A 12,749-nucleotide genomic window follows, 5' to 3' on the forward strand; every position below is an offset into this window, starting at 1 on the left:
AGGGTTCCTACGGTTTGACCGAGCGGTAGTAGTTCCGGGCGCCGTCGTGCAAGGCCAGGGGGTCCGTGTAGATCGCCGTGCGCAGGTCGACCAGTTGCGCGGAGTGGACGTGGGCGCCGATGCCGTCGCGGCTCTTGATCACTGTACGGGTGACCCATTCGGTGAGGCGGGGGTCCATGTCCTTGCGGGTGATCAGCAGGTTGGAGACGGCGATCGTCGGCACCGTGTCCCCGTTCTGGACGGTGGGGTAGGCCGACTCCGGCATGTTGGTCGCGCGGTAGAAGTGGGCCGCGTCGCCCTGCGTGTGCACCTTGGCGACGAGGGCGGCGCCGATCGGCACGAACCGGAACCCGGAGGTCTCGGCGATCTTCTCCAGCCCGTCCGTGGGCACCCCGCTCGACCAGAAGAACGCGTCGAGCTCGTGCCCCAGCCGCTTGGGTCCGGTGTCGATGCCGTCCGACCGGGGAGTGATGTCCTTCTCCGGGTCGATGCCGGCGGCCTCGAGTACGCGCGTGGCGATCAGCCGCACACCGGAGTCGGGCAGCCCTATGGCCACCCGCTTGCCTTTCAGGTCCGCCACGGAGCGGATGTCCGAGTCCGGCGGGACGACGAGCTGTACGTAGTCGTCGTACAAGCGGGCGACACTGCGCAGCCGGTCGGTGACGGGCTTGTCGTCGATCTTGAACGTGTCCACCGCGTCGGCGGCGGCGATCGTGAAGTCGGCCTGCCCTGTCGCCACGCGCTCGACGTTCTCCTGCGACCCGTCGCTCGTCAGCAGCCGCACCTTCAGCTGTGGCATGTCCTTGGCCAGCTCGTTGCGCAGGAGCTCGCCGTACTCCTGGTAGACCCCCGCGCGCGTGCCCGTACTGAACGTGATCGTCCCGCTCGGCGGCTCCTCGCCCAGGGGCAGCAGCCACCACAACAGCAACCCGAGGGCGACGAACCCGGCGGCCGCGCCCTCCAGGGCCCGGCGCCTGCTGATGCGGGAGAGTGCCTTGGACATGGCCGCGATCCTGCCAGCCGCCATGCGGTCCTGACCAGGGCAGGGGTCACAGGGAGAGCGGGGGAGGGCGGCTGCCGGAGCCGGACGCATCGGCGAGGAGGCCTGTCGGCGCCGGCTGCATCCGCAAGGAAGGACTGTCAGACCCGGCCGCTACAGTCGCCGTATGAGTTCGTCGCCCGCTGACCTGGTCCGTGCCTTCCACCTCGCCTTCGGGCTCGACGCCCGCAGTACACCGGCCGAGGTCTCCCCTGAACTCGCAGCACACCGTGGAGAGCTGCTCGCCGAGGAGGCCGCGGAGGTCGCCGAGGTCTCCGTCACCGGCCCGCTCGACAGACTCGCGCACGAGCTGGCGGACGTCGTCTACGTCGCGTACGGCACGGCCCTGGTGCACGGCATCGACCTCGACGCCGTACTGGCCGAGATCCACCGCTCCAACATGACCAAGCTGGGCCCCGACGGCCAGGTCGCCCGACGGGCCGACGGCAAGGTGCTCAAGGGTGCGCATTACGAGGCACCGGACGTGTCGGGCGTGCTGCGCCGACAGGGGTGGGCGGCCGACGGGGCGTGACCCACGGGGAGAGGGGGCGCGAGGAACTCGCGGACCAGTCGTCCTCCTCGCCGGTGCGGGTCAGGGCAGGATGACCGTCTTGCCGCGGGAGCCGCCGGCGCGGGCGCGGGCCACGGCGGTGGGGGCGTCGGCCAGGGGGACCTCGGCGTCGATCGTGATACGGAGCTTCCCGGCGTCGGCGAGGGCGGCGAGGGACTCCAGCTCTGCCCGGCTGGGGTCGTTGACGAGGTTGATGCCGTGGATCTCGCGGGCGGCCAGCGCGTCGGGGTCGGCGGCCCGGTTGGTGCTGATGAGCCTGCCGCCGGGCTTGAGCAGGCCGGCCAGGGCGTCGATGTCACCGCCGGGCTGGGTGACCAGGTCGAGGACGGCGTCGATGCCGCCTGGGTGGGCGGCGAGGACCTGCTCGGCGGTGGGTGCGGCGGCGAAGTCGATGACCCGGTCGGCGCCCAGCTCGCGGAGGTGGCCCGCTATGTCGCCAGTGCCGGTGGCCAGCACGTGGGCCCCCTGGAGGGCGGCGAACTGGATCGCGGACTGGCCCACACCGCCGGATGCCCCGTTGATGAGGATCACGTGGCCGGTGTCGAGGCGGGCGGCCTCGATGGCCTGGTAGGCGGTGACACCGGCGGTGGGCAGCGCGGCCGCGACGGCGAACGGCAGGTCGTCGGGCATGCGGGCGATCGTGCCGTCCTCGGCGGCCAGGACGTACTCGGCGTAGGAGCCCCGGCCGTACGGGAGGTTCATGAGCTGGCCGTAGACGGTGTCGCCGGGCCGGAAGCGGTTCACGCCGGGGCCGATGCGTTCGACCACGCCGGCGCCGTCCGAGCCCATGACGAGGGGAAAGTCGTGCTCGACCACGCCCTTGAGGGCTCCGTCGGCGACCTTCCAGTCGAAGGGGTTGAGCGAGGCGGCGTGCAGGCGGACCAGCAGCTCTCCCGGGCCCGGTTCCGGCATGGGCAGGTCGGTGACGAGCGGCTCGGCCCCGAAGTCGGTGATGATGACGGCCTTCATGGCGATGCCTTTCTCCTGTCTCCTGGGTCTGTCGTCAGTTGGGTCTGTCGTCAGTCCTGAGCGGGCTCGTCCCATGTGACGGTCAGTTCGTTGCGCCGTCCGAAGCGTTCGAGGTGGCTGCCCACGACGTCCTGGATGGCGGCGAGCGTGGTCGTGTCGGGTGCGGTGACCCGAATCAGCAGCTGGTCGTCCAGGGCTTCGAGGACGACGTCGGTGTGCTGGAAGGTGAGGCGGTGCCCGCCGTCGGGTGTCTCCTCGACGGGGATCTTCCGGCCGAAGTGCGAGGCGAGCTGCTTGGCGTAGCGCGGGGCGGCGTCGGTGGCGACGTGGGCGAGGGAGGAAGGCACGAGAGAACTCCAGGGGGCGGGGTGCGTCAGCCGGCCAGCGCGGCCAGGCCGACCGGTTCGGGCAGGGCGATGGTGTGGTGGGTGTGCTGGGCCTTGGCGTGCAGGTAGCGGACGTTGCTGTCGGTGGCGAAGACCCCGGTGGGCCGGACGAAGCGCACGGGGATGCCCAGGTCGCGGAGCTGCCCGGCCTTGTCGGGGTTGTTGGTGAGCAGGTCCAGCTCGTCGACACCGAGGGCGGTCAGCATCTGGGCGGCGGCGGTGTAGTCGCGGCCGTCCTGGGGCAGGCCGAGCGCGGTGTTGGCCTCGTAGGTGTCCAGGCCCGTGTCCTGCAGCGCGTAGGCGTCCAGCTTGTTGTAGAGGCCGATGCCGCGGCCCTCCTGGCGGAGGTAGAGCAGGACGCCGCCGGTGGTGGCGATGCGCTCCACGGCCTCACGCAGCTGCGGACCGCAGTCGCAGCGCGCCGAGCCGAACACGTCCCCGGTCAGGCACTCGGAGTGCAGCCGCACCAGCGGTGCCGGCGTCGCCGTGGGATCACCGAGGACGAGCGCGACATGCTCCTTGCCGTCGGCCAGGCCGTGGAACGTGACTGCCTCGGCGGTGACCTCGTAGCCGTCGCCGAAGCGCAGCGGGATGGTCACGCGGGTCCGTACTGAAGCCATGAGTACTCCTTCGAGGGCTGGACGAACCGGCAGGTTCAAATTTGAACCTCGATGCATCGACGATAGCGCGAAGTTTCAAATTTTGAACAACTGCTTCCGTGTTGCGCCGGTCACATCGCGCGGATGTGGGCCGCCCCGCGCGCCGCACGCGGCCCCAGGTTCGAATTTGAACCATCGCGATAACGTGGACGCATGACCGCCCCGCAGTGGTTGAACGAGGACGAGCTGCGCGCCTGGTACGCCTTCGTGGCCGCCGGTGCGCTGATCAATCGCCGGCTGGATCAACAGCTCAAGGACGACGTGGGGATCACGCACCTTCAGTACGAGATCCTCGTGCGCCTCAACGCGGCCCCGGACCGGGAGATGCGCATGAGCGCGCTCGCCGACGCGCTCCTCAACTCCAAGAGCGGCCTGACGTACCAGATCACCCAGCTGGAAAAGGCGGGGCTGGTGACCCGGCGTTCCTCCCCCAGCGACCCGCGCGCGGTCTACGCCGTCCTCACCGACACGGGCAGGCACATGCTGGAGCGGGCGGCCCCGGGCCATGTCGCACAGGTCCGCGAGCTGCTCATCGACGTCCTCACACCACAGCAGCTCGCGACCATCGCCGACGGCCTGACCGAGGTAACCCACCGCATCCAGAACAGCGAAGCCCGCCCCGCGCGGTAGTCCTCTCCCACCGGTGCCGCCGTCGAACGCCGGGGCGGGCGGCTCTGGCGACCGCATACCCTTGTCCCATGAGCAGCAGCGACCGGAGCCAGGCAGTGGGCGTGAAGACATACGAGGTGCGCACCTACGGGTGCCAGATGAACGTCCACGATTCCGAGCGATTGTCCGGGCTGCTCGAAGACGCCGGTTACGTACGCGCCCCCGAGGGCTCGAACGGCGACGCGGACGTCGTCGTCTTCAACACCTGCGCGGTCCGCGAGAACGCCGACAACAAGCTGTACGGCAACCTCGGCCACCTCGCGCCGATGAAGACCAAGCGCCCCGGCATGCAGATCGCGGTCGGCGGCTGTCTCGCGCAGAAGGACCGCGACACCATCGTGAAGCGGGCGCCCTGGGTGGACGTCGTCTTCGGCACGCACAACATCGGCAAGCTGCCCGTCCTGCTGGAACGCGCGCGCGTGCAGGAGGAGGCGCAGGTCGAGATCGCCGAGTCGCTGGAGGCGTTCCCGTCGACGCTGCCGACGCGGCGCGAGAGCGCCTACGCGGCCTGGGTGTCGATCTCCGTCGGCTGCAACAACACCTGCACCTTCTGCATCGTCCCGGCCCTGCGCGGCAAGGAGAAGGACCGTCGCACCGGCGACATCCTCGCCGAGATCGAGGCCCTGGTCGCCGAGGGCGTCAGCGAGATCACGCTGCTCGGCCAGAACGTCAACGCGTACGGCTCCGACATCGGCGACCGCGAGGCGTTCAGCAAGCTGCTGCGGGCCTGCGGGGCCATCGAGGGCCTGGAGCGCGTCCGCTTCACCTCCCCGCACCCGCGCGACTTCACCGACGACGTCATCGCCGCCATGGCCGAGACGCCGAACGTGATGCCCCAGCTCCACATGCCGCTCCAGTCCGGCTCGGACACGGTCCTGAAGGCGATGCGCCGCTCCTACCGCCAGGAGCGCTACCTGGGGATCATCGAGAAGGTCCGCGCCGCCATCCCGCACGCCGCGATCACCACCGACATCATCGTGGGCTTCCCCGGCGAGACCGACGAGGACTTCGAGCAGACGCTGCACGTGGTCCGCGACGCCCGCTTCGCGCAGGCCTTCACCTTCCAGTACTCCAAGCGCCCCGGAACCCCGGCGGCCACCATGGAGAACCAGATCCCCAAGCAGGTCGTCCAGGCGCGCTACGAGCGTCTCGTTGCCCTCCAGGAGGAGATCTCCTGGGAAGAGAACAAGAAGCAGGTCGGCCGCACGTTCGAGCTGATGGTCGCCGAGGGCGAGGGTCGCAAGGACGGCGCCACCCACCGCCTGTCCGGCCGCGCCCCCGACAACCGCCTGGTCCACTTCACCAAGCCGGAGCAGGAGGTTCGCCCCGGCGACGTGGTGACGGTCGAGATCACGTACGCCGCCCCGCACCACCTCCTCGCCGAGGGCGCCGTCCTCGACGTCCGCCGCACGCGCGCGGGCGACGCCTGGGAGAAGCGGAACGCCGCCGCGCAGGCCAAGCCGGCCGGTGTGCTGCTCGGCCTGCCCAAGGTGGGCGTACCGGAGCCGCTGCCGGCGGTCACCGGAGGCTGCGCCGTCGACTGACCGGGCTGACTGACTGACCGGGCGCCGACGGACCGCGACTGACCAGGCCACGACACACATGGCCGCGACAGAGCGGACCGCGACAGAGCGGACGGCGACAGACCGGACCGGCGAGAGGCCAGAGATCGGACCACGAGCGACTGGACCACGCCGGTCGACGCCCGTGACCAAAGGACGCGTCCCGGGTGCCCCCTGGGCCGCGCAGTAGGCTGCCGATCATGCTTGTCGCCGCCGCAGTCTGCCCTTGCCCCCCGCTCCTCGTGCCCGAGCTCGCCGCGGGTGCCGCGCCCGAGCTGGATGCCGCGCGAGCCGCCTGCACGGACGCGCTCGGCGTGCTCGCGGCCGCCCGGCCGGACCTTCTCGTGGTCGTCGGCACTGCCGAGGAGAGCGGGCACGGGACATATGCGGAAGGTACGCCGGGCTCCTTCCGTGGCTTCGGCGTGGACATCGACGTACGGCTGGGCGGGGTCCAGGACGGCGCGGCCGCCCCGGTGCCGTCGGAACCCCGTCTGCCCACCTCGTTGACCGTCGCCGCGTGGCTGCTGGAGCGGACCGGGTGGTCGGATGCCCCGATCGAGGGACTCGGTGTGGGGGAACCTCTGGAGGCCGAGCGGTGTATTGAAGTCGGAAGGGACATCGCCGCCCGGGCCGAGCGGGTGGCGATGCTGGTGATGGGCGACGCCAGCGCCTGCCGCACGCTCAAGGCTCCCGGCTACCTCGACGAGCGGGCGGCACCTTTCGACGCGTCCGTCGCGCGTGCGCTGGGCAAGGCGGACGTGGCCGCGCTCAGGACGCTGGACACCGAGCTCGCGCGTGAGCTGAAGGCCTCGGGCCGGGCCCCGTGGCAGGTCCTCGCGGGAGCCGCCGAGGAGGCGGGCCTTTCGGGCGCCCTGCTGTACGAGGACGCGCCGTACGGGGTGGGGTACCTGGTCGCGACCTGGTCGTAGGGCGGGTCGGGGCCGCCCGAAAACGACGGACGGCCGGGAGCCCTCGAGCTCCGCGGCCGTCCGTCGATGTGCCGTTCAGGTGGTCGGCGGGGGTGCGTCCGGTGGCGGCGTGCTACTGCCCGTCGCCGTGTGGTCGCCCTTGTGCGCGAGTCGGTCCATGGCGCCCTTGGCCTTGTCCGTGCCCGTGTGGATCTTGCCGCTGTACTTGCCCTTGGTCTTCTCGTCGACGACCTTCGCAGCCTTGTCGAGGCCGTGTTGAACCTGTTCCTCGTGCCGCTGCGCGAAGTGGGAGACCTTGTCCTTGGCCGGGGCGAGTTTGGCTTTCAAATTGTCCATCAGACCCATGCTTCACCTTCCCGCGCGGGGCAGTTACGTGCGGGCGCCCTCGTCGGCCTCACGGTCGGCCGCCTCGTCGGCGGACTGCTGCTTGGGGATCTCGACGCCGTCGTCGGTGTCGGCCTCGCCGGGCTCCGCCGCCGTCGACTGGGCCCCGTCCTCGGCCCCGTCCTCAGCCTGGGCCTCGGCCGACCCCTTCGCCTCTGCCGCCCCCTCCGCCGCGGGTTCGGCCGTTGGTGTGTCGGCCTGCGCCTCGGCGGTTGACGCCTCCTCCGTAGCCTTCGACCTCCGGAGAAGTCGTGCGAAAACGCCCATATCCACTCCATACGTTACTCGTGCGGGCGAAATCCCGCGTCGTCCGGTGCGTCCGTTTGCGTCGCCCGGTCGCCGCCTCCGCGAAACCGGCGGCGAAAACCTCGCAACTGGCAACGACCCCGCGCGCGTGCCGTCACGTAACTCGTTCGAGGCCACCCCAAGAGGTTTGCGAGACTGGGTCGGTGAGCAGCGCATCCTCCACCCCCCGAGTCATCGCCGTCGTCGGACCGACCGCGGCCGGAAAGTCCGATCTGGGCGTGTTCCTGGCCCAGCGGCTCGGCGGCGAGGTCGTCAACGCCGACTCCATGCAGCTCTACCGAGGGATGGACATCGGCACCGCCAAGCTGACGCCCGACGAGCGCGCCGGTGTCCCGCACCACCTGCTGGACATCTGGGACGTGACGGTCACGGCGTCCGTAGCCGAGTACCAGCGGCTCGCGCGGGAGCGGATCGACGCGCTGCTGGCCGAAGGGCGCTGGCCGATCCTGGTCGGCGGCTCGGGACTGTACGTCCGCGGGGCCGTCGACAACCTGGAGTTCCCCGGCACCGACCCCGAGGTCAGGGCCCGGCTGGAGGAGGAGCTCGCGCTGCGCGGCTCCGGGGCGCTGCACGCCCGCCTGGCCGCCGCCGACCCCGAGGCCGCGCAGGCGATCCTGCCCAGCAACGGGCGCCGTATCGTCCGGGCCCTCGAGGTGATCGAGATCACCGGCCAGCCCTTCACCGCCAACCTCCCCGGCCACGACTCGGTCTACGACACGGTCCAGATCGGCGTCGACGTGGCCCGTCCCGAGCTGGACGAGCGCATCGCGCGCCGGGTCGACCGGATGTGGGACGCCGGGCTCGTGGAGGAGGTCCGCGCGCTGGAGGCGCAAGGGCTGCGCGAGGGGCGTACGGCCTCGCGGGCGCTTGGCTACCAGCAGGTGCTCGGGGCGCTCGCCGGGGAGTGCACCCTCGCAGAGGCGCGCGCCGAGACCGTACGTGCCACCAAGCGCTTCGCGCGCCGCCAGGATTCATGGTTCAGGCGCGACCCGCGGGTGCACTGGCTAAGCGGGGCTGCGGCGGATCTCACAGAACTTCCGCATCTCGCCCTGGCGTTGGTCGAACGACCGGTTACAGCCTGATCACGTGATGGCATCGGGACGCTCCGGCCGCCGTCCGGGCCTCCGACACCATGCCATCATCGAGCTTCGATCGACCAAGTGGAGTCCGAGTTGGGAGGGCGCGTGGCGATGGAGGCCGGCCCTCGCGACACCGCACAAGGTACCGAGAACGCCACCACCGACCGGGGTGAACGGGAGCAGGACGGCGACCGTCTGAGCCCCGACGGGCCCGACGAAGCGGAAGGCGGCGTCATCGACGACGGCCCCGAGCCCGAGGAGATGTACGCGAGCGGCCCGGAGGTCGAGGTCGAGCTGCGCCCGCAGCGCCGACTGCGTATCTGGCAGCTCGCGCCCATCGTGTCCCTCGCCGCGGTCGGCTCCCTGATGTTCGCGTTCCCGCTGGCCTTCGACTTCGGCGACAGCGGAGCCGTGATCGCCATGCTGGGGCTCCTGATCTGCTCCTGCGCGGCCGGCTGGGGCATGATGGCCGCCCGCCGGGTGGGCTACACCTGGCCCGGCCTGCCGCCGCGGGGTGCCGGGCGCAGGGCGGACTGGCGGGTCGTGGTGGCCTACGCCCTGCTCGTGGCCGCGGTGGTCGTGCTCGCCGTGTGGCGCGTGGCCCGGCTGCGCTGACCTTCACGCGCGCGTGGATCGGCGTACGACCACGCGGGCGCGTGGATCGGCGTACGACCACGCGGGCGCGTGGGCTGTCGTACGACTCGCACAGGCATGGCTTGTCGTACCGACCCCTTACGATCGAGGAATGAGCACGCGGATCGCCTTCCTCAAGGGGCACGGCACCGAGAACGACTTCGTGATCGTCCCGGACCCCGAGAACACCATCGACCTGCCCCCGGCCGCCGTCGCCGCCCTGTGCGACCGCCGCGCGGGCATCGGCGGTGACGGACTGCTGCATGTGGTGCGGTCCGCGGCACACCCCGAGGCCAGGGACATGGCGGCCGAGGCCGAGTGGTTCATGGACTACCGCAACGGCGACGGCTCGGTCGCGGAGATGTGCGGCAACGGTGTGCGCGTGTTCGCGCGCTACCTCCAGCGGGCCGGACACGCCGTCGAGGGCGACCTCGCGGTCGCCACGCGCGGGGGCGTGAAGACCGTGCACATCGCCAAGGACGGGGATGTCACGGTCGGCATGGGCAAGGCGCTGCTCCCCGAAGGGGACGTCACGGTCAGCGTCGGCCCGCGCAGCTGGCCCGCGCGCAACGTGAACATGGGCAACCCGCACGCCGTCGCCTTCGTGGACGACCTCGCGCACGCCGGTGACCTGTACTCCCCGCCGCCGTTCAGCCCTGCCTCCGCCTACCCGGACGGGGTCAACGTCGAGTTCGTGGTCGACCGCGGGCCCCGGCATGTCGCCCTGCGCGTGCATGAGCGCGGTGCCGGCGAGACCCGTTCGTGCGGCACGGGCGCGTGCGCCGTCGCCGTGGCCGCCGCGCGGCGGGACGGCGCCGATCCGACGGTCACCGGTGCCCCCGCGACGTACACCGTCGATGTGCCGGGCGGCACCCTGGTGATCACCGAGCGGGCGGACGGCGAGATCGAGATGACCGGCCCCGCGGTGATCGTCGCCGAGGGCGAGATCGACGCGGACTGGCTGGAAAACGCGGTCCGTTGAGGGACGGGGCGGCTTGGTATCCCAGCCTCGACCGCTCCGGTGCCTGTCACCGGCCCCTTCCGGGGTGACAGGCGCGTTCGAAATCATGGCCGGTCGTCTGTCAGGTGGCGGAAAATCGTAAACCTGTGAACCCTCGCTCGAATGGGTGATCCGTTTCACGCTCGGCGAGAGGCGGTCAGCCGCACGTGATGGGCTCGGTAGCATCAAGCACCGGCCCGGACGGGGGAGATGTCGCCATCCCCTGAGCCGTGTCCGCCATGGGGCACCTCGTCCGCCGGTCCACGCAGCCGGAGGTGCCCATGAGTGCGGAGGCAACGAATTCCGCGACGCCAGGCCCGGTAGCAGGCCCTGTGACGCCTGCGGTGTCCCGCAGGAAGGCCCGCGCCCGGATCGATCTGCGCCGCCTCGGGCGGGCCGCGCTGCTCGGCCCCGCCTCACGCGGCCGGCTGCCCGACGCCATCAGCCATGTCGTCGACGCCCACCGCGCCCACCATCCGGACGCCGACCTCGAACCGCTGCGCCGCGCCTACGTGCTGGCGGAGTCCTCGCACCGCGGCCAGATGCGCAAGAGCGGCGAGCCGTACATCACGCACCCGCTCGCGGTGACCCTGATCCTCGCCGAACTCGGTGCGGAGACCACGACCTTGACGGCCTCTCTGCTCCACGACACGGTCGAGGACACCGATGTGACGCTCGATCAGGTCGGTGACCAGTTCGGCGCGGAGGTCCGCTTCCTCGTCGACGGCGTGACGAAGCTGGAGAAGGTCGACTACGGCGCCGCCGCCGAGCCGGAGACCTTCCGCAAGATGCTCGTAGCCACCGGGAACGACGTCCGTGTGATGTCGATCAAACTCGCCGACCGGCTGCACAACATGCGCACCCTCGGTGTGATGCGCCCCGAGAAGCAGGCCCGCATCGCCAAGGTGACCCGCGACGTCCTCATCCCGCTCGCCGAACGGCTCGGCGTCCAGGCGCTCAAGACCGAGCTGGAAGACCTGGTCTTCGCGATCCTGCATCCGGACGAGTACGAGCACACACGGGAGTTGATCGTCGAGAACGCCTCCCGCACCGATGATCCGCTCGCGGAGATGGCCGACGCGATGCGCAAGATCCTGCGCGAAGCAGACATCCAGGCCGAAGTCCTCATCCGGCCACGGCACTTCGTCTCCGTGCACCGGGTGTCCCGCAAGCGCGGACGGCTGCGCGGCGCCGACTTCGGACGGCTGCTGGTACTGGTGAACGAGGACGCGGACTGTTACGGCGTCCTGGGCGAACTGCACACCTGTATGACGCCGGTCGTCTCGGAGTTCAAGGACTTCATCGCCGTCCCCAAGTTCAACCTGTACCAGTCGCTGCACACCGCTGTCGCCCGCGCGGACGGCCAGGTCACCGAAGTCCTCATCCGTACCCACCAGATGCACAAGGTCGCCGAGGCCGGTGTCGTCGCGCTCGGCAATCCCTACGCTCCTCCTTCGGAGGAGCAGGCCGCTTCGAGTGACGGCGAGCGTGCCGACCCCACGCGCCCCGGCTGGCTGTCCCGGCTCCTCGACTGGCAGGAGGCCGCGCCCGACCCGGACACCTTCTGGTCCACGCTGCGCGAGGACCTCGCCCAGGACCGTGAGATCACCGTCTTCCGGCCCGACGGCGGCACCCTGGGCCTGCCCGAGGGCGCGACCTGTGTGGACGCGGCGTATGCGCAGTACGGCGAGGACGCGCACGCGTGCATCGGAGCCCGCGTCAACGGCCGCCTGGCGACGCTCAGCACGGTTCTGCGGGACGGGGACACCGTCCAGCTCCTCATGGGCCAGGACCCGGCCTCGGAGCCCTCCAGGGAGTGGCTGGAGCACGCCCACACGGCTGCCGCCCGGATCGCCATCCAGCGGTGGCTGGCCGCCCATCCCGCGCAGGGCGACGCGGCCGGGGCCGAGGAGACCGGGGTGCTCTTCCGGCCCACAGCGGACGGTTCGGCGGGCCAGGAGGCTGTCGCGGACGGGCAGGGTGCCCGCCCTGTCGTCGAGGGGCCGGCCGGCCGCCCCGCCACAGCCGACGTCCTCGTCGACCGGCCGGGCGCGACCGTACGCCTCGCCGGCTGCTGCACCCCCGTACCGCCCGACGAGGTCACCGGGTTCTCCGTGCGCGGGGGAGTGGTGACCGTCCACCGCGCCGAGTGCGCCGCGGTGGCGCGTATGAAGAGCGCGGGGCGCGCGGAGGTCGGCGTGCGCTGGGGTGACACCACTGAGTGCCGGGTCACTCTGGTCGCCGAATCGTTCGTCCGCCCGCACCTGCTGGCCGACCTCACGGAAGCGATGGCCCTGGAGGGCGCCGAAATCGTCTCGGCGACGGTCGAGCCCCCGACCCAGCAGCGCGTGCGCCACACCTACACGGTCCAACTCCCGGACGCGGCGTTGCTCCCGGGGCTGATGCGGGCGATGCGGAACGTGGCGGGCGTGTATGACGTGAGCAGGGCGCAGCCACAGATGCAGGGGGCGTGAGGCGGCGTCGCCGCGACGCCGGCTTCACGCAGTACGGGAAACGAGCCCCGCAGGCGGGCCCGGCACGGGCGAGGGCGATGGGCGCCGGA

14 protein-coding genes are annotated in these 12,749 nt (G+C 71.1%); 8 read left to right on the forward strand and 6 right to left on the reverse strand.

The window, feature by feature from the left end:
- Positions 1-7: 7 nt before the first annotated feature.
- Positions 8-1,003, reverse strand: coding sequence for a TAXI family TRAP transporter solute-binding subunit (locus PBV52_RS35880; protein ID WP_274244132.1), 996 nt, complete (start codon positions 1,001-1,003; stop codon positions 8-10).
- Positions 1,004-1,166: 163 nt separating this feature from the next.
- On the opposite strand from PBV52_RS35880, the gene PBV52_RS35885 reads away from it, so the two are divergent.
- On the forward strand, positions 1,167-1,571 hold the full coding sequence (locus tag PBV52_RS35885) for a MazG nucleotide pyrophosphohydrolase domain-containing protein (RefSeq protein ID WP_274244134.1): 405 nt from the start codon (positions 1,167-1,169) through the stop codon (positions 1,569-1,571).
- 60 nt (positions 1,572-1,631) lie between these two features.
- On the opposite strand, the gene PBV52_RS35890 is transcribed toward PBV52_RS35885, so the two are convergent.
- From PBV52_RS35890 to ribA, 3 genes are read right to left on the reverse strand one after another with little or no spacing between them, the layout of a single operon-like run.
- Positions 1,632-2,579, reverse strand: a complete 948-nt coding sequence (locus tag PBV52_RS35890; RefSeq protein ID WP_274244135.1) for an NADP-dependent oxidoreductase — start codon at positions 2,577-2,579, stop codon at positions 1,632-1,634.
- A 50-nt stretch (positions 2,580-2,629) separates the two neighbouring features.
- Entirely contained in the window at positions 2,630-2,926 is a 297-nt protein-coding gene (locus PBV52_RS35895) for a DUF2218 domain-containing protein (RefSeq protein WP_274244137.1), read from the reverse strand.
- A gap of 26 nt (positions 2,927-2,952) precedes the next feature.
- Positions 2,953-3,585: a GTP cyclohydrolase II gene (gene ribA, locus PBV52_RS35900; protein WP_274244139.1), complete on the reverse strand. Its 633-nt coding sequence runs from the start codon at positions 3,583-3,585 to the stop codon at positions 2,953-2,955.
- 192 nt (positions 3,586-3,777) lie between these two features.
- Between ribA and PBV52_RS35905 the strand changes: the two genes are divergently transcribed.
- From PBV52_RS35905 to PBV52_RS35915, 3 genes are all read left to right on the forward strand, one after another.
- On the forward strand, positions 3,778-4,254 hold the full coding sequence (locus PBV52_RS35905; RefSeq protein WP_274244141.1) for a MarR family winged helix-turn-helix transcriptional regulator: 477 nt from the start codon (positions 3,778-3,780) through the stop codon (positions 4,252-4,254).
- 68 nt (positions 4,255-4,322) lie between these two features.
- Complete coding sequence (miaB, locus tag PBV52_RS35910) at positions 4,323-5,837, forward strand: tRNA (N6-isopentenyl adenosine(37)-C2)-methylthiotransferase MiaB (RefSeq protein WP_274244143.1); 1,515 nt, start codon at positions 4,323-4,325, stop codon at positions 5,835-5,837.
- Positions 5,838-6,055: 218 nt separating this feature from the next.
- Positions 6,056-6,784 carry a class III extradiol dioxygenase subunit B-like domain-containing protein gene (locus tag PBV52_RS35915; RefSeq protein WP_274244144.1) on the forward strand — a complete coding sequence of 243 codons (729 nt, stop codon included), beginning with the start codon at positions 6,056-6,058 and terminating at the stop codon, positions 6,782-6,784.
- Between the two features lie 75 nt (positions 6,785-6,859).
- On the opposite strand, the gene PBV52_RS35920 is transcribed toward PBV52_RS35915, so the two are convergent.
- Positions 6,860-7,129, reverse strand: a complete 270-nt coding sequence (locus tag PBV52_RS35920) for an antitoxin (RefSeq protein ID WP_274244146.1) — start codon at positions 7,127-7,129, stop codon at positions 6,860-6,862.
- Positions 7,130-7,153: 24 nt separating this feature from the next.
- The gene (locus PBV52_RS35925) at positions 7,154-7,435 is read right to left on the reverse strand and encodes a hypothetical protein (protein WP_274244148.1); all 282 of its coding nucleotides are present in this window, start codon (positions 7,433-7,435) and stop codon (positions 7,154-7,156) included.
- Between the two features lie 182 nt (positions 7,436-7,617).
- Between PBV52_RS35925 and miaA the strand changes: the two genes are divergently transcribed.
- The 4 genes from miaA (at position 7,618) to PBV52_RS35945 (ending at position 12,660) form a co-directional block, all read left to right on the forward strand.
- Positions 7,618-8,556, forward strand: a complete 939-nt coding sequence (gene miaA, locus PBV52_RS35930; RefSeq protein ID WP_274244150.1) for a tRNA (adenosine(37)-N6)-dimethylallyltransferase MiaA — start codon at positions 7,618-7,620, stop codon at positions 8,554-8,556.
- A gap of 108 nt (positions 8,557-8,664) precedes the next feature.
- The gene (locus PBV52_RS35935; protein WP_274249796.1) at positions 8,665-9,168 is read left to right on the forward strand and encodes a hypothetical protein; all 504 of its coding nucleotides are present in this window, start codon (positions 8,665-8,667) and stop codon (positions 9,166-9,168) included.
- 130 nt (positions 9,169-9,298) lie between these two features.
- A complete protein-coding gene (dapF, locus tag PBV52_RS35940; protein ID WP_274244152.1) occupies positions 9,299-10,168 on the forward strand; it encodes a diaminopimelate epimerase in 870 nt (289 codons plus the stop codon).
- Between the two features lie 299 nt (positions 10,169-10,467).
- Entirely contained in the window at positions 10,468-12,660 is a 2,193-nt protein-coding gene (locus PBV52_RS35945; RefSeq protein WP_274244153.1) for a bifunctional (p)ppGpp synthetase/guanosine-3',5'-bis(diphosphate) 3'-pyrophosphohydrolase, read from the forward strand.
- Positions 12,661-12,749 lie beyond the last annotated feature (89 nt).

Source organism: Streptomyces sp. T12 (genome assembly GCF_028736035.1).
Classification (GTDB): Bacteria; Actinomycetota; Actinomycetes; order Streptomycetales; family Streptomycetaceae; genus Streptomyces.